This window comes from Formosa sp. Hel1_33_131, from assembly GCF_001735745.1.
Classification (GTDB): domain Bacteria; phylum Bacteroidota; class Bacteroidia; order Flavobacteriales; family Flavobacteriaceae; genus Hel1-33-131.
Genome location: NZ_CP017260.1, coordinates 955,810 through 971,293 on the forward strand (window position 1 = coordinate 955,810; position 15,484 = coordinate 971,293).

The following is a 15,484-nucleotide window of genomic DNA, read 5'->3' on the forward strand; positions in this document are numbered from 1 at the left end:
CTAACGATCTCAATCCCGCTTCTATGGCTAGGTTTTGTACTTTCCATCTCGTTTATGGAAGCATGGCTAAAATTTCAAGCAGAAGGGGTGACGCTAGCAATTGGTTTGAGCGTTGGTAAACTCATCTTTTTTGCATTAAATAAAGTTGAATTATTATTTTTACTAGTTATCGGCATTTTAACATTCCGAAAACAGTCACTACAAAGAAAACACCTTGTAAACATACTTGTATGGCTGATGGTGATTTTACTCATTCAAACATTTTATTTGCTACCAGCCCTTAATCAACGTGCTGAAATGATTATAAGTGGGAACCCTCCAACCACTTCCTTTTTTCATATTTATTATATTTTTTTAGAAGTATTAAAAGTAATTGCACTCCTCATTTTCTCACACTTAACCTTAAAAAAACACAATGGATAACACAAAAATTTATCAATCACTAGAAGACAAATACACAAATCTAGGAGAGAATTCTTCTACGTATTTAAAAGGGATTCTGCACACCAAGGAAACAGACTACTGGAGTTATATCCAGCTGGATACGCTTCTATCGTTGCAAAATCCTAAAACACATTTTGAAGATGAAGAAGTCTTCATCATCTATCATCAACTAACGGAACTTATGTTAAAACTCGTACTCAATGAGATAAAAAAGTTGACAGAAAACAATGAGGTTGATGAAGAACTCTTTATTTCAAAATTACAGAGAATCAACCGTTACACACAAATGCTCATCAATTCGTTTGCTATAATGCGACATGGTATGGACTATGATGATTATAACACTTTTAGAAGTGCTCTCGCTCCTGCCAGTGGTTTTCAAAGTGCTCAATTTAGATACATTGAACTGCGTAGTACCTCTCTAGAAAATTTAATTCCACAGAAAAATAAGATTACCAAAGAAAGTCGTATTGAAGACTTAATGGAACTGCAATACTGGAAAGCAGCAGGCACCAACCCTAGGACTGGAAATAAAACGCTCACCCTTCGTCAGTTCGAAGAAAAGTATGGCGCTAAACTTTTACAACTCGCTAAGGATTTCAGAAATAAAACACTCAAGGATCGGTTTGAAAGTATCAAATCCCCATCAGAAGAACTCATTAATCTAATGCGAACTTTTGATTATTTATATAATATAAAATGGCCTATCGTTCATTTGGAAACCGCTTCTTATTATCTAGATTCCAAAGGAGAAAGGAAAGAAGCCACAGGGGGTTCAGAATGGAAAAAATACTTACACCCTAAAAATCAACGTCGCATCTTCTTTCCATCGGTCTGGTCAACAGATGAATTAAAAAATTGGGGAGACCCATGTTTCTTTCGTGATGAAGATTTTAAAGGGCACTAAAATGATCGTAAACGTTATAGATTTAGATAATAAAATACATGCTTTAAAATATAAACGATTGGAATATCCTAGTTTAATGGAACTGATAACCAACTCCTATTATTCAGAAATTGGTGAATGTAAAGGAAAAGGATTGTGCGGAACTTGTATTGTTGAAGTGATAAAAGGCTTTGAAAAACAGCCTATAAGCACACAAGAAAAGCACACCCTTAAGGTTCATAATGCAACCACAAAAAACAGATTGGCCTGTCAAATTATCCTAGATCATAAAACGAATGGCGCCGTCTTTAAAGAAATCATATAACTAAGTAAAAAGGGGAGAAATGGAAAACTTAGAAAAAGAAAATCAAATCATCGATCAACTAAAAATGGTATATGACCCCGAAATCCCAGTCAACGTCTATGACTTAGGTCTTATTTATGATTGCAAAATTTTAGCAGAAGATCGCGTTGAAATTTTGATGACACTCACCTCACCTTCTTGTGCCATGGCAGGAATGATTGTGGACGAAGTAAGAGAGCGTGTCTCAGAACTTGATTTTATAAAAAAAACGACTGTGGAACTCACTTGGGACCCCCCTTGGGATAAAATACTAATGAGTGACGAAGCATTACTCTTACTCGGATTTATGTAAAACTAAAAAACAATAACTTAAAAAACCCAAATTATGAAGATCACATCAAAAAGTATCGTCGGCGATATCGTTGCCGACAATTACAAAACAGCAGAAATTTTTAAAAAACACAACATTGATTTCTGTTGTGGCGGACAACAAACTATAGAGGAGGCTTGTGACAAAGAACACCTTTCTAGTGCCGATTCTGAAACACTCCTACAATCCGTGAATGCGTTTTTTGAACAAAACGAAAGGGAGCAACACGCCTCAGACTATCGGAATTGGCCTCTCGATGAGCTTGCAGATCACGTGGAGACAAAACACCACGGATACGTTGAAGCAAAAATTCCCGTAATAAAAGAATACTTAGACAAAATTGAATCTGCTCACGGAAAAAAACATCCAGAGCTCTCAAAAATCAATACAATATTCAAAGATGCTACTGGACAATTGGTCATGCATATGAAAAAAGAAGAACTCATATTATTTCCATACATTAGAAAAATGGCCAAGGCAAAACGGAAAAATATCCAATTAGCAACTCCTACTTTTGAAACAATAAAAAACCCCATTAGTAAAATGGATGAAGAACATGATTTTGAAGGGGAAGCCTTCAGAGAAATTGCAGCCTTAGCAAATAATTACAACGTACCAGCAGATGGCTGTAATACATACCGTGTTGCTTTTGGCATGCTTAAAGAATTTGATGAAGACCTTCACTTACACATCCATAAAGAGAACAATGTTTTGTTTCAAAGAGCGATTGCACTTGAAGAAGAATTACTACAAGCTTAAACTTAAAGTACTTATTAAACAAAAAAGCTTCTCAAAATGAGAAGCTTTTTTGTTGTTTAGTGCGGGCGGGGAGACTCGAACTCCCACACCTTGCGGCACTAGATCCTAAGTCTAGCGTGTCTACCAATTCCACCACGCCCGCTAAACATGCCTTATAATAGGGCGCAAATATAAACAATAGTTTATAAATACAAATAGTAGATAGAAATATTTATTTGAGAGGATTTTCGTAGATTTACATTCACAAATTTAAAAACTATGAACTCACTACAATCTTATCTCAACTCAAATAAAGATCGCTTCGTTCAAGAGCTTTTCGAACTTCTTAGAATCCCATCGGTGAGTGCAGATTCTGCCTTCAGTAAAGATGTGTTTAAAGCAGCCGATTTTGTAGCTGACAGTCTAAAAAAAGCTGGTTGCGATACCATAGAAATTTGTCAAACCAAAGGATTTCCTATTGTTTATGGCGAAAAACTGATAGACCCTAAGCTTCCAACGATTTTGGTATATGGTCATTATGATGTGCAACCCGCAGATCCGATTGAATTATGGGATGCCCCCGCTTTTGAACCCATCATTAAAAAAACCAAACTCCATCCCGAAGGTGCCATTTTTGCACGGGGTGCGTGTGACGATAAAGGTCAAATGTATATGCACGTCAAAGCCCTTGAATTTATGACCTCAACAGATCAATTGCCGTGTAACGTTAAGTTTATGATTGAAGGCGAAGAAGAAGTTGGCAGTGAAAATCTAGCTGAGTTTGTTAAAAACAACACCACCAAACTAAAAAATGATGTCATCCTAATTTCGGACACCGGAATGATTGCGAAAGACACACCCTCCATCACAACAGGGCTGCGAGGCTTGAGCTATGTAGAAGTTGAAGTCACAGGTCCAAATAGAGACTTACACTCTGGGATTTACGGAGGAGCCGTCGCAAACCCAATCAATGTATTGGCAAAAATGATCGCCTCTTTACACGATGAAAACAATCATATTACCATTCCTGGTTTTTATGATAAAGTCGAAGATTTATCAGACGAAGAACGCGCAGAAATGGCAAAGGCACCGTTTTCATTAGAGGCCTATAAAGATTCTTTAAAAATCAATGCCGTCTATGGCGAAAAAGGCTATTCAACCAACGAACGCAACTCCATTCGTCCCACACTAGATGTGAATGGAATTTGGGGTGGCTATACCGGTGAAGGCGCCAAAACCGTTATTGCGAGCAAAGCTTATGCAAAAATATCAATGCGCTTAGTTCCTAATCAGGATTGTGAGGAAATTACACTGCTTTTTAAATCCCATTTTGAAAGCATTGCTCCAGAAGGGGTGACTGTAAAAGTAACTCCACATCATGGTGGTCAGGGCTATGTAACTCCTATCGATACGATTGGATACAAAGCCGCTGCGATGGCTTATAAAGACACTTTTGGCACTGCACCCATCCCACAACGTGGCGGGGGAAGTATTCCTATTGTGGCCTTATTTGAAAAAGAATTAAAGAGTAAAACCATTTTGATGGGATTTGGATTGGACAGTGATGCCATCCACTCCCCTAACGAACATTTTGGACTTTTCAATTACTTTAAAGGGATCGAAACAATTCCGCTGTTTTATAAATATTTTACCGAGCTTCAGTCATAAATTTTTAAACAGATTGTAAGCTACTTACCAATCACTATTTTTTGTGAGAACACTTTTTTGTCTTGAGTAATACGTACAAAATACGCCCCTAGGGTAAATTGACTCATATTCACTTTTGTGCGTTTTTCTGTTAAAATTGTTTCGAGTACTTTTTTGCCTTCTATCGAGAATAACTCAAACGCCAAATCGTCATTCAAAGAATGTTCAATATGGAGTATTGACGAAGTAGGATTTGAATAGATTTTAATCATATTTAATTTGAAAGTATCCGCATCTAAGGATGTGAAATCAACACAAGAACTTAATTCCGTACAAGACCCTACAGTCACTTCAACAGCGTAACTACCACTTGCAGTAGGCGAAAAGGATTGACTCACCTCGGAAGTTAGTGGAAGATTCGTGCTACAATCAAACCATCGATAACTGGCATTGCCCATATTTGAGGTTAAAGTCGTAGAACTCATCGTGAGTGAATTGTCAACAGACACCAAACTCCCTTTGGTGACCATATAAGACATAATCAGTTTTGCAATCTCGTGAAAATAGGGCAAATCCAACGTACTATATCGATCGCCAGAAGAATGGTAGTGAGGCGTTTGATCGTTATTTTCCCAAGACTCCCCAACCAGCACCGCAGAAAATCCTTGATCCCAAAAACGTGCATGATCACTAGCTGGCGTTCCAGGGTTCACCACATTAACGTTTAAATTAAAACCATAGGTGGCTAACAAACCTACCAAGTCATCTTTCATTGCTAGAGAATTTGCAATAGGACGCACATCAATATCAAAATCATCGTCGTTATCACCATCATACCCCATCATATCAATGTTTAAAACACCCAATATGTTATCTCCATTGGTATTTGCTTGCGTGGCATAAAAACTAGCTCCTCTAAGTCCTATTTCTTCTTCATCCCACAAGGCATAAATGATCGTATTGTCCATACATTGAGTCGATAAAATACGTGCAATTTCTAAGACGGTTGCCGTTCCAGAAGCATTGTCATCGGCACAATAGTCTGCCACCGAATCGTAATGTGCACAGATAATGTAAATATCATTTGGATTGGTTTTCCCTAACTGCGTCGCAATGATATTACGTCCGTTGGTATTAAAAGCCTGATCATTTACAGTGAGATTGTCCATCGCATTGAATTTGTCAACCAAAAAATCACCCGCAAGGTCATTATTGGCTTGCCCTCTATTCAATATCGTAACACTATTACCCCCAACATTCGTTGCGATTTCACCCGTAAATTCCTGAACCGTTTGGCTAAGAGAATCTAAACTAACGGAATTAATGAGGTCTAATTCTGTTTGTGCAGACAGCGTACTGATCACACAAATACTAAGACTTAAAAGTAACTGCTTCATAAAGTTATAATATTGGTTTTTTTCAAAACTACATAAAGTTTAGTAAAAAACTATATTTTGTCAGCTATTAAAATCTCCTGTTAGGATGGTAAGGACTTAGCTCTAAGGATGTTTTTTTATTGAGGATGAGTTCCGAAACTAATTTCCCCGTACCAGGACCTAAGGTCCAACCCAACATGGCGTGCCCTGTCGCAATAGTCATATTCTCGCAAGACTGTGGCTTCCCTAAATACGGCAATCCATCTGGAGAAAGCGGACGAAGTCCACATGTGGCCGCCTCAATTTCTTGGACTGATAATTGAATGGATGGATAATAGTGAGTCGCAGCTTTCGCAATGACTTCCACCCTTTTTCTGTTTATAGTCTGATTGATGCCCGCGATTTCCATCGTCCCTGCAAAACGTGTAAAACCATCCATAGGCGTCACGGCAATCTTCGCTTCCGCTAAAATAGTAGGGATGCTAATTCCGGTTGAAAGTTGCGTATTCATGCTATACCCCTTCCCTGCTTGAAGCAGTAATTTTAAACCTAATTTCTTACATAAATCTGCCGACCAAGAGCCCGAAGCCATCACAAATTCATCGGAATGAAGTGTTTGTTTGTCCGTGACTACACTGTCTATATTACCCTGTTTCATCTTAAAATCAACAACCGTTTCATTGGTAAACATACGGACGCCTTTGGACTTTAAATGAGCTTTCAGTTGCTGCATAAAAACACTCGGTGTGGTATGATGATCATTTTTAAAATAAACCCCTCCAACGCCGTTAATCTCAATAGATGGTTCTAGAATTTTAAGTTCGTCTTTGGAAATTTCCTTCGCGTGAACGTTGAGACTCTTTGCTAGGGTGAGAATCTCCAATTCTTTTTCCAATTGCCGCTCCGTTTGACACAACATCAACAGTCCTTTTTTATCGTACTGAAATGAAAATTGTTCCTCTTTTTTGATACTCTGAAATAATTCTTGGCTGAACACTGTAAAATCTCGAAGGTGAATGGCATTTTTTTGGACGTGACTTGAAGTCGCCGATTTATTGAAAGCCCACACCCATTTTAAAAAATCACTGTTCAAACTTGGTTTTATATATAAGGGACTGGAAGCATCCAACATCCAACGCAGTCCACTGCGCACAACGCCTGGAGCTGCTAAAGGAATAAAATGACTTGGGCATATATAACCCGCATTGGTATAAGAAGCACCGCTATCCATATTAGAGCGATCGATAATGGTAACCTCACAGCCTTCCTTTTGAAGAAAATACGCCGTACTCAACCCTATGATGCCTCCTCCAATAATTGTGACTTTTTTTTGCATCGCTATAAAACTTGAAATCCATGTGCATACGGATCGTCGGAATCAATACTAATCGTATTATATCCATAAATCCGTGCCCAACCTTGAATACTTGGCACAATCGCCTTGTAATCTCCAACAGAAGTGACTGCCTCTATACAGCCCGTAAATGTACTTCCTATATAACTTTCATGAATGAATTTTTCTCCCAATCTTAATTGTCCTTTGGCATACAGCTGCGCCATCCGTGCAGAAGTTCCAGTCCCACAAGGGCTTCTATCAATCGCTTTATCACCATAAAATACCGCATTGCGCCCCGATGAATTTGGGTTCAAAGGCGTTCCTGTCCAAAGCAGATGAGACACCCCATTGATCGTAGAGTTCTCGGAGTGTATAAATTCATTTGGAAATTTTAAATTGATCTGTTTTCGTAATTTTTGAGAAATTCCAATCAGTTCTGAAGCCGTAAAATCTTGAACGCCCGAAAAATTTTCTTGAGGGTCCACAATGGCATAAAAATTCCCCCCATACGCCACATCAAAAGCCAAAAGGCCTAAATTTGGATCTTCGATACTCAAGGCCTCTTTTGCTAAATAACTTTTAACATTTGTGATTTTTACCCACTCTACTTTCGTTCCTACTTGTGAGTACTCAATATCCACGAGTCCCGCGGGAGCTTCCATTTTTACCTTCCCAGGAATTTTTGGAGTGATGAGTCCTGCTTCAATAGCGACTGTTATGGAACCAATCGTTCCATGACCGCACATTGGCAAACATCCCGAAGTTTCAATAAATAAGATTGCAACATCGTTGGAAGGGTCCTGTGGTGGATACAAAAAACTACCACTCATAACATCATGACCTCTGGGTTCAAACATCAAGCCTTTTCGGATCCAGTCAAATTCATTGAGAAAATGCTGACGTTTTTCACTCATATTGGCGCCTACCAAAGGAGGATGACCTGTGGTCACCACCCGAACGGGGTTTCCACAAGTATGGGCATCAATACATTTGAATTCAGCTTTGCTCATTGAAATTTAAAATTAAATACGTGTTTGCTTGATATCCAATGGATTTTGTTCTTTTAAGGCTTCCGGAAGTAAACTGTCTGGAAAATTCTGAAAGCTAAAAGGACGCACCCATCGCTTAATGGCGTGGACTCCAACGGCAGAAAAACGACTGTCTGTGGACGCTGGATAAGGCCCGCCATGCACCATCGAATTACAAACTTCTACTCCTGTTGGAACACCGTTAAAAGCTAGACGCCCCACACGGTTTTGAAGTGCTTCAATGATTTCAAAATTGGCTTTTGCTTCTGCTTCGGTCGCAATTAATGAGGCCGTCAACTGCCCTTCTAAATTTGTGATGATTGTTTGCATTTGTGCCAAAGATTCGCACTCTACAAGAAGCGTGTAAGGCCCAAAGACTTCTTGATGTAAAATATGGTTCTTTAAAAACGCATCGCCATCAATGCGTGAAAGACTTGATCCTGCAAAATTAGGAGTCTCCGAAGAGCTGTCATCTGTCAAAACCTCAAGTCCTGATTGTGATTGAGATGTGTTTTTGTTCGATTGAAATCCTTCAAAAATAGCAGGATGCAACATACAATTGGCGTCTATTTTTTCAATTTCAGCTACTAAATGATTCGTGAAGTTTGTAAACACTTCCCCTTTTAAACTTAAAATTAACCCCGGTTGCGTACAAAATTGCCCTGCTGCTAAGGAGATCGATTGTGCGTAGGCTTCTGCCCAAGAGGCTGTGTTTTTTTCGAGTTCTTCATGCAGCATGACAACAGGATTGATACTTCCCATTTCAGCAAATACAGGAATCGGTTCTGGACGTTGTGCCGCCAAATCAAGCAAGGCACGTCCCCCACGAATACTGCCCGTAAATCCTACCGCTTTCACTTTGGGGTGTGACACCAATTGCTGTCCTACTTCGATACCGCTGCTGTTTAAATTTGAAAACACGCCGTCTGGCATGCCTGTTTTTTTGGCTGCCTTAATAATGGCTTCCGCCACCAAGCTTCCAGTTCCTGCATGCATTGGATGGGATTTTACAATGACCGGACAGCCTGCGGCGAGCGCAGACGCTGTGTCGCCTCCAGCCGTGGAATAGGCTAACGGGAAATTACTCGCTCCAAACACAACAACAGGTCCCAAAGGAATATCCAGTCTTCGGATGTCTAATTTTGGAAAGGGCGTACGCTCTGGATTGGCAACATCAATAGTGGCATCTACCCAAGACCCTTCGGACACTAAATTCGCAAAGCTTTGCAATTGAAATATAGTACGTCCGCGTTCGCCTTTTGCACGGCCTTCTGGAAGTCCTGTTTCTTGACAATACATCTGAATTAAAGTGTCGTCAAGAGCTAAAATTTCCTCTGCAATAGCATTTAAAAATTGAGCCCTTTCTTTGCTTGAAGTATTTTTATAAGCGTCGAAAGCTACGGCTGCGAGTGCAACAGCGACATCTATTTCTTCAGAGGTCGCTTCCGTAAAAGTAAGGTCGTTGGCCTGATTTAATTTTGGGTTGAATGTGGTGAATGTTTTACCGCCTGTGGCAGTATATGTAAATCCAATATGATTTTTTCCTAATTCCATAAATCTAATTTTAGACGTTAATAATTTGGCAGCGTTGGTCTTGATTTTAAAGCCGTCTCTATAATGTGTTGAACTTTGGTGCGTTCCGCACCAAATAAAGGGAGGCGTGGAGGTCTTACAAATTCGGTACCGATTTCAGTATATACTTCTGCTAACTTTATATTTTGCACTAATTTAGCATTAATATCCAACTCTAACAAGGGCATAAACCAACGGTACAAGGCGATGGCTTCTTGAATTCTCCCAGCTTTTTGAAGTTCATAAATGGCGACCGTTTCTTTGGGGAATGCACACACAAGTCCTGCAATCCAGCCGTTCGCTCCCATGATTAAACTCTCTAGAGCGAGGGTATCCACGCCCGTCATGATTTTGAGACGGTCCCCAAATTGGTTGATCATGCGGGTCACGTTTGTAATGTCTCGAGTCGATTCTTTCACTGCTTGAATGTTGTCATGTTTAAGTAGCTCGTCAAACATCTCTAAGGTAATTTCAATTTTATAATCGACAGGGTTGTTATATATTAAGAGAGGTAAAGACGTGCTTTTAGCAACTTCAGAAATATACGCCACCGTTTCTTTTGAACAAGCCGTATAGCGCATGGGTGGCAATAGCATCAATCCATTGGCGCCTTGTTGTTCTGCCGCTTCCGCTGCAAGAATCGCCGCTTTGGTAGATTGCTCCGCGACATTCATTAATACAGGTACCTTATTATTTACCAATTCAACAGTGGTTTCAATCAAGGTCTTTTTTTCTGATTTCAAAAGCGTACTGGCTTCACCTAAAGTACCGCCTAATACAATTCCGTGTACCCCGGCGTCCAATTGTGCTTTGATATTGGTTGCGAACATCGATAGATCCAACGCATCATCTTTAGTGAATTTGGTAGTCACCGCAGGCATTACGCCTTCCCATTTTATAGTCTTCATACTATTTTGTTTATTAATTTGAGAAGATAAAATTAATTCCTTTTTTAAAAAAAATATGAACCATTTTAATCAATTAGTAATACTATATTATCCATATTTAATAAATACTTTCTATATTAGAATATTATTTAGTTACTTTGAAGCATGAACATTGTTTCTTTTATCATTCCCAAAACAAAAGAATCAACCCTCATCTACCAACAAGATCAAGGGCCATTTTTCTATGAAAAATTGCACCAACACGAAGAAATTCAAATATGTCATATCCTCCGTGGTGAAGGCACACTTGTGGTTGGAGATTCCATAAACCACTATAAAAAAGGCGATGTGATTGTGATTGGAGGTTTTATGCCCCATGTTTTTAAATCCGATGTGGGGGCGTCGTCCATCTCAAAAATGCGATCCCTTTTTTTTACCAAAAATTCTTTTGGAACTGATTTTTTTGACTTGGAAGTATCCCAAGAATTGCGTTCCTTTTTTGAGAAATCAAGCTATGGGTTTAAACTCATCGCGTCCACAAATATCGCATCAAAATTATTTTCTAAAATTCATAAAGCCACCAAACTCCAGCGGTTTATGGTGTTTTTGGAACTTCTGAAAATACTATCCACCGCAGAACACCAACGTTTATCCTCTCTTATTTATGACAGAAAATACAGCCCTACTGAAGGAAAAAGAATGACCGATGTGTTGGAATATACCTTTGAAAATTACGACAAAGAGGTGTCTCTTGAAGCCGTGGCGCAAGTGGCCGCCATGACTAAAAATTCGTTTTGTAAATATTTTAAAAAAGTAACCAATAAAACCTATTTTGAATTTTTAAAAGAAATCCGTGTGGAGCATGCCTGTAAACTGATCCGAAAACACAAGGACCTACGAATTTTTGATGTGGCCTATCAGTGTGGATTTAAAAATATTTCAAATTTTAACAAGCAATTCAAAACCGTCACAACGCTGAGTCCTTCAGACTTTAAGAAGTTGATTTGAGTTGACTGCTTAATTTTTTGGGCATATTTTTAACCACCATGGCATAGCTATGGTCAATCAGTTCAAAAAGAAACTCAGGGGAAAAACTGCAGTTACTCAAATAAATGGTGTTCCAATGTCTTTTATTGGTGTGAAACCCAGAGTGAATGGAATCGTAATCGTTGCGGAGTTCGTCGGCATAGTCGGGGTCGCATTTCAAGGTAATAGAGGGCTTGCCTTGCTCCCACGCTTCCAATGGGCACAGTGCAAATATTTTTCCTAAAACCTTATACACCAAGGTGCTTTCATCAAAAGGAAATTCTTCGGTGGATTGTTCTTTTTTTAAACAAAAGGATTGGATGGCATCAATGGGTATCATCAGGGTTTTGGGGTTTCTTTATCGTATAATTTGTATAGAATTGGCTTGCTGGGCGAGGCATCATTTTCAAAGGGTGCAATTAAAATATTTAAAATATACTTCCCATCCAACACTGAATTCGGGACATAAATCAGCTCCGTGATCGTTGCATCCATGCGCATTTCGCCGTCAACATTCCAAAAGGCTTTATGCGCCAAAAGCTGTCCATCGTCCTTTTCTTTATCCACACTTGGGGTATCTACTAATAAGTGCTTCACCCCCTTTTCACGAAGGTAAATAGCCGCGGCTTCCGTAAGGTAAGGCGGATTTGTATGCGCGTATTGTCGGTTCAGTTTATCCGTTGTATTGGGAAGTGTTCGGATCACCACCGCTTCTCTTTTTTTGTTGCCTATCGCATAGCGCAGTTGTTTTTCGGAAATAATAAAATCGCCATCTAAAGATTCTGGAACCACGGTTATGACTTCCGCCACAAACAAAAATTGAGTCAAACAGGCATTAATTGTGTGAACTTCCTCAGTGATATGTCCCACACATTCGGTGTGCGTTCCATGCGCATGCGGATTAAATTCGATGGTATTAAAATTAACCGCAGCACCTTCTTTGACACTTCCAGTCCATTCCTTCACTTTGGCTGGATATATTTTAGGCGGTGGCAAATACCATGCATTTACATTCTCTTTAGACGCACGAAATGGAATAGAAATATCCAAAGGCTGATCGATATAAATGGTGTAAGTACGGCTGTTGGCTTGAATAATTGCTTTCATAAAAAAATTATGCTTTACGTAAATTTAATAAATTTAATTACACTAAAAACAAATCGGAGGCAATGCCGTCCGAAAGAAATTTCCCAGTTCTTGTGATTTTTAAATGATTCTCTTCTAAAATAAGGGTTTTTGAGGCTCTGAATTTTTTTGAGTTCTCAAGCAATTGAGTTTTAATTTTTACCCCAAAATCAGTTTCAATTTTTTCAAGAGAAACGCCCCAGATGGTTCGCAAACCGGTCATGATGTATTCGTTGAATCTATTTTCAACAGATAAAACTTCCGACTCATACGGCCGCAGATCGGCTTCCAATGATTTTATGTATTTGGAATTGTTAGAAATATTCCAACTTCTTTGGACACCATCAAACGAATGTGCCGACGGCCCCACACCCATATAGGTTTTCCCCAACCAATAACTTGTATTGTGTCTTGAAAAATAGTCAAGATGTCCAAAACTACAGGTTTCATAATGGGTCAATCCTTGTGTGGCAGTTTCTTGTAGCAAAACCTCAAAATGTTTGGCTGCCAACTCATCATCCATTGGGGGATGACTTCCTTTATTGATAAAATGCTCCAAGGCAGTCTTTGGCTCTACGGTGAGGGCGTAACAAGACAGGTGTTTGATTCCAAATCCAAAAGCAGTTTGTAAATTTTGGCGCCACAGTGCAACTGACATTGTGGGCATTCCAAACATTAAATCGATGGTGATATTATCAAAATAGGTTGTGGCAATTTCTAAACATTTTTTAGCCTCGTCAGCGTTGTGCGCTCTGTTCATAGCTGTTAAATCAGACTCATGAAAGGATTGAATGCCGATGCTCAATCGGTTGATTTTTGTTTGTGAAAGTGCTTTTATTTTTTCTGTACCCAGATCATCTGGGTTGGCTTCAAGGGTGATTTCAGGCGTATCAGACACGTTGTAATGTTCGTAAACCGTCTGAAGAATTGCGTCAAGCTCCGAAACTTCTAACACGGTTGGAGTGCCACCTCCGAAGTAAATGGATTGAATTTCTTCGGATGCGTATTCCGATTTGCGGAGCATCAGCTCTTTACAAACCGCTTTGATAAATGCCGATTTGGAATTTTGATTCGTCGAAAAATGAAAGTTACAATAGTGACAGGCTTTTTTACAAAACGGAATGTGGATATAAATACCAGACACTAAAGTGAAATTTTTAAATTAATATTTGAATGCTTTCGCATTGACAATGTGTTGTAAATGATGATTGCAATGCCAAGCGTAAATTGCTAAGCCTTCTTCCAAAGTAACCAGTTCATTCCCCTCAGGATGGAGATAGGCTCTTTTTAGCTGTGCGGTCTCTAATTGTTCTAATAAAAACACCCACCGCTGATGGATTCCAGCCAAAAGTGTGGTTGCGCTTTTAACACTAAAATTTAAGGTGTCAGACAGCTCTGCCCACGGAGCCTCGTCATAAGGTTTAATGGTGGGGTTGTCTTCGGTCAATGCCAATTTAAAACGGATGATGCTGTTCATGTGGCTATCGATACAATGTCCAACCACTTGTTGAATGGTCCAACCCTCTGGGCGGTATTTATAACAAAGTTCGGTGTCTGTAAGCTGCATCACTTCTTTAGTCAGCAACGAAGGAAACTGTTGGATCGTCAATATCCAGTCTTGGATATGCGCGGGTTCAATTTTGGCGGGAATCTTCGGTTTTCCAATAGGATATTTGAGGGCTTCTATGTCCATAATAGGGGGTTTATTTTTTAACTCTGCTTTCGTTTTGCTTCACAAAGGCACTCCAACCGGTGTAACTTTTACCACCAGTGACTTTTCCTTGGTTATAAAAATGACAAACCGCCGCCGCCAATCCATCGGTTGAATCGAGGTTTTTAGGCAATTCTTTTAAACTTAAAAGGCTTTGCAGCATTTTAGCAACTTGTTCTTTACTGGCATTTCCGTTTCCAGTAATAGCCATTTTGATTTTTTTAGGAGAATACTCCGTAATCGGAATTTCTCTCGAAAGTCCGGCAGCCATGGCAACGCCTTGCGCTCTTCCGAGCTTTAACATACTTTGAACATTTTTACCAAAAAAGGGAGCTTCAATCGCAATTTCGTCGGGATGGAATGTATCAATCAATTCAATGGTACGCTCAAAAATAAGTTTGAGTTTCAAATAATGATCGTCGTACTTTTGAAGTAGTAACTCGTTCAATTGTAAAAACTCCATGGTTTTTCCCTTGACTTTAATCAATCCAAATCCCATAATCGTGGTTCCGGGGTCAATCCCTAATATAATTTTTTCTTCTGGCATTAATCTACTCTAAGAATTATTGGCAATTGAAATGCCGTTTGCACTTGTTGACTTCGTTTAATCGCGGGGTGTAATTTTGGGAGTCCTTTTAAACTCCGACCTAAAATGGAATCCAAACCTGGGATTTGTTGTGTGGTCAATTCTTGTGATTGAATTTGAGAGATTTGAATCTCACCGCTATTGGATACCAACAAATCGATGGTAATTGTATCGCTCACTGTTTGCGTTACGATGATGTTTTGGGTGCTAAAATATTCAGAAATGTGGGTTGTAATGGTTTGTTCAAAACATTTTTTGTTGTCCTGAAAATCAATCGAATCCGTACAGTTTTCAAAATTCGGGTAGCGATCGACTTCATTCCAATTGAACGTTTTTAATTCTTCCATTAAAATCGTATCAGAATCGAGTCTCTTTTTTTCATAATAATTACATGAATAAAAAGAACAGAAAAGTAAGACAAAAACTAAATATCTCATTGGTTCATTGT

18 protein-coding genes and 1 tRNA gene are annotated in these 15,484 nt (G+C 39.2%); 7 read left to right on the forward strand and 12 right to left on the reverse strand.

Features of this window, described 5'->3' with window-relative positions:
• Positions 1-54 precede the first annotated feature (54 nt).
• From FORMB_RS04270 to ric, 5 genes are read left to right on the forward strand one after another with little or no spacing between them, the layout of a single operon-like run.
• On the forward strand, positions 55-423 hold the full coding sequence (locus tag FORMB_RS04270; RefSeq protein WP_197493496.1) for a hypothetical protein: 369 nt from the start codon (positions 55-57) through the stop codon (positions 421-423).
• Entirely contained in the window at positions 416-1,351 is a 936-nt protein-coding gene (locus FORMB_RS04275) for a tryptophan 2,3-dioxygenase family protein (RefSeq protein WP_069676275.1), read from the forward strand. Before FORMB_RS04270 ends, FORMB_RS04275 begins: the two co-directional genes overlap by 8 nt.
• Position 1,352: 1 nt before the next feature.
• Positions 1,353-1,655, forward strand: a complete 303-nt coding sequence (locus FORMB_RS04280; protein ID WP_069676276.1) for a 2Fe-2S iron-sulfur cluster-binding protein — start codon at positions 1,353-1,355, stop codon at positions 1,653-1,655.
• A gap of 19 nt (positions 1,656-1,674) precedes the next feature.
• A complete protein-coding gene (locus tag FORMB_RS04285; protein ID WP_069676277.1) occupies positions 1,675-1,986 on the forward strand; it encodes a metal-sulfur cluster assembly factor in 312 nt (103 codons plus the stop codon).
• Positions 1,987-2,019: 33 nt separating this feature from the next.
• Entirely contained in the window at positions 2,020-2,763 is a 744-nt protein-coding gene (ric, locus tag FORMB_RS04290; RefSeq protein ID WP_069676278.1) for an iron-sulfur cluster repair di-iron protein, read from the forward strand.
• A gap of 60 nt (positions 2,764-2,823) precedes the next feature.
• Here ric and FORMB_RS04295 read toward each other — a convergent pair.
• Positions 2,824-2,905 (reverse strand) — tRNA-Leu (locus FORMB_RS04295).
• Positions 2,906-3,021: 116 nt separating this feature from the next.
• On the opposite strand from FORMB_RS04295, the gene FORMB_RS04300 reads away from it, so the two are divergent.
• Complete coding sequence (locus FORMB_RS04300; RefSeq protein ID WP_069676279.1) at positions 3,022-4,410, forward strand: dipeptidase; 1,389 nt, start codon at positions 3,022-3,024, stop codon at positions 4,408-4,410.
• A gap of 20 nt (positions 4,411-4,430) precedes the next feature.
• Here the strand turns inward: FORMB_RS04300 and FORMB_RS04305 are convergent, their stop codons facing one another.
• The 5 genes from FORMB_RS04305 to FORMB_RS04325 form a co-directional block, all read right to left on the reverse strand.
• Positions 4,431-5,786 (reverse strand): M28 family peptidase, encoded by a 1,356-nt coding sequence (locus tag FORMB_RS04305; protein ID WP_069676280.1) that lies wholly within the window; start codon positions 5,784-5,786, stop codon positions 4,431-4,433.
• A 67-nt stretch (positions 5,787-5,853) separates the two neighbouring features.
• The gene (locus FORMB_RS04310) at positions 5,854-7,101 is read right to left on the reverse strand and encodes an NAD(P)/FAD-dependent oxidoreductase (RefSeq protein WP_069676281.1); all 1,248 of its coding nucleotides are present in this window, start codon (positions 7,099-7,101) and stop codon (positions 5,854-5,856) included.
• Between the two features lie 2 nt (positions 7,102-7,103).
• The gene (locus tag FORMB_RS04315; RefSeq protein WP_069676282.1) at positions 7,104-8,111 is read right to left on the reverse strand and encodes a 4-hydroxyproline epimerase; all 1,008 of its coding nucleotides are present in this window, start codon (positions 8,109-8,111) and stop codon (positions 7,104-7,106) included.
• A gap of 12 nt (positions 8,112-8,123) precedes the next feature.
• On the reverse strand, positions 8,124-9,683 hold the full coding sequence (locus tag FORMB_RS04320) for an aldehyde dehydrogenase (NADP(+)) (RefSeq protein WP_069676283.1): 1,560 nt from the start codon (positions 9,681-9,683) through the stop codon (positions 8,124-8,126).
• 17 nt (positions 9,684-9,700) lie between these two features.
• Positions 9,701-10,609, reverse strand: coding sequence for a dihydrodipicolinate synthase family protein (locus FORMB_RS04325; protein WP_069676284.1), 909 nt, complete (start codon positions 10,607-10,609; stop codon positions 9,701-9,703).
• A gap of 144 nt (positions 10,610-10,753) precedes the next feature.
• Here FORMB_RS04325 and FORMB_RS04330 point away from each other — a divergent pair, with 144 nt between their 5' ends.
• The gene (locus FORMB_RS04330; RefSeq protein WP_069676285.1) at positions 10,754-11,596 is read left to right on the forward strand and encodes an AraC family transcriptional regulator; all 843 of its coding nucleotides are present in this window, start codon (positions 10,754-10,756) and stop codon (positions 11,594-11,596) included.
• Here the strand turns inward: FORMB_RS04330 and FORMB_RS04335 are convergent.
• From FORMB_RS04335 to FORMB_RS04360, 6 genes are read right to left on the reverse strand one after another with little or no spacing between them, the layout of a single operon-like run.
• Positions 11,580-11,954 carry an MmcQ/YjbR family DNA-binding protein gene (locus FORMB_RS04335; protein ID WP_335583328.1) on the reverse strand — a complete coding sequence of 125 codons (375 nt, stop codon included), beginning with the start codon at positions 11,952-11,954 and terminating at the stop codon, positions 11,580-11,582. The genes FORMB_RS04330 and FORMB_RS04335 overlap by 17 nt on opposite strands.
• Positions 11,954-12,721, reverse strand: coding sequence for a cyclase family protein (locus tag FORMB_RS04340; RefSeq protein WP_069676286.1), 768 nt, complete (start codon positions 12,719-12,721; stop codon positions 11,954-11,956). Before FORMB_RS04340 ends, FORMB_RS04335 begins: the two co-directional genes overlap by 1 nt.
• A 37-nt stretch (positions 12,722-12,758) precedes the next feature.
• Positions 12,759-13,883 (reverse strand): radical SAM family heme chaperone HemW, encoded by a 1,125-nt coding sequence (gene hemW, locus FORMB_RS04345; RefSeq protein WP_069676287.1) that lies wholly within the window; start codon positions 13,881-13,883, stop codon positions 12,759-12,761.
• Between the two features lie 18 nt (positions 13,884-13,901).
• On the reverse strand, positions 13,902-14,432 hold the full coding sequence (locus FORMB_RS04350; protein WP_069676288.1) for a YfiT family bacillithiol transferase: 531 nt from the start codon (positions 14,430-14,432) through the stop codon (positions 13,902-13,904).
• Between the two features lie 10 nt (positions 14,433-14,442).
• On the reverse strand, positions 14,443-14,997 hold the full coding sequence (gene ruvC, locus FORMB_RS04355) for a crossover junction endodeoxyribonuclease RuvC (RefSeq protein WP_069676289.1): 555 nt from the start codon (positions 14,995-14,997) through the stop codon (positions 14,443-14,445).
• A complete protein-coding gene (locus tag FORMB_RS04360; RefSeq protein ID WP_157498074.1) occupies positions 14,997-15,383 on the reverse strand; it encodes a hypothetical protein in 387 nt (128 codons plus the stop codon). Before FORMB_RS04360 ends, ruvC begins: the two co-directional genes overlap by 1 nt.
• Positions 15,384-15,484: the final 101 nt, after the last annotated feature.

Coding starts and splice junctions, on each gene's coding strand:
- FORMB_RS04270 (WP_197493496.1), top strand. CDS start 55: ATGGAAGCATGGCTAAAATTTCAAGCAGAAGGGGTGACGCTAGCAATT.
- FORMB_RS04275 (WP_069676275.1), top strand. CDS start 416: ATGGATAACACAAAAATTTATCAATCACTAGAAGACAAATACACAAAT.
- FORMB_RS04280 (WP_069676276.1), top strand. CDS start 1,353: ATGATCGTAAACGTTATAGATTTAGATAATAAAATACATGCTTTAAAA.
- FORMB_RS04285 (WP_069676277.1), top strand. CDS start 1,675: ATGGAAAACTTAGAAAAAGAAAATCAAATCATCGATCAACTAAAAATG.
- ric (WP_069676278.1), top strand. CDS start 2,020: ATGAAGATCACATCAAAAAGTATCGTCGGCGATATCGTTGCCGACAAT.
- FORMB_RS04300 (WP_069676279.1), top strand. CDS start 3,022: ATGAACTCACTACAATCTTATCTCAACTCAAATAAAGATCGCTTCGTT.
- FORMB_RS04305 (WP_069676280.1), bottom strand. CDS start 5,786: ATGAAGCAGTTACTTTTAAGTCTTAGTATTTGTGTGATCAGTACGCTG.
- FORMB_RS04310 (WP_069676281.1), bottom strand. CDS start 7,101: ATGCAAAAAAAAGTCACAATTATTGGAGGAGGCATCATAGGGTTGAGT.
- FORMB_RS04315 (WP_069676282.1), bottom strand. CDS start 8,111: ATGAGCAAAGCTGAATTCAAATGTATTGATGCCCATACTTGTGGAAAC.
- FORMB_RS04320 (WP_069676283.1), bottom strand. CDS start 9,683: ATGGAATTAGGAAAAAATCATATTGGATTTACATATACTGCCACAGGC.
- FORMB_RS04325 (WP_069676284.1), bottom strand. CDS start 10,609: ATGAAGACTATAAAATGGGAAGGCGTAATGCCTGCGGTGACTACCAAA.
- FORMB_RS04330 (WP_069676285.1), top strand. CDS start 10,754: ATGAACATTGTTTCTTTTATCATTCCCAAAACAAAAGAATCAACCCTC.
- FORMB_RS04335 (WP_335583328.1), bottom strand. CDS start 11,954: ATGATACCCATTGATGCCATCCAATCCTTTTGTTTAAAAAAAGAACAA.
- FORMB_RS04340 (WP_069676286.1), bottom strand. CDS start 12,721: ATGAAAGCAATTATTCAAGCCAACAGCCGTACTTACACCATTTATATC.
- FORMB_RS04350 (WP_069676288.1), bottom strand. CDS start 14,432: ATGGACATAGAAGCCCTCAAATATCCTATTGGAAAACCGAAGATTCCC.
- ruvC (WP_069676289.1), bottom strand. CDS start 14,997: ATGCCAGAAGAAAAAATTATATTAGGGATTGACCCCGGAACCACGATT.
- FORMB_RS04360 (WP_157498074.1), bottom strand. CDS start 15,383: ATGGAAGAATTAAAAACGTTCAATTGGAATGAAGTCGATCGCTACCCG.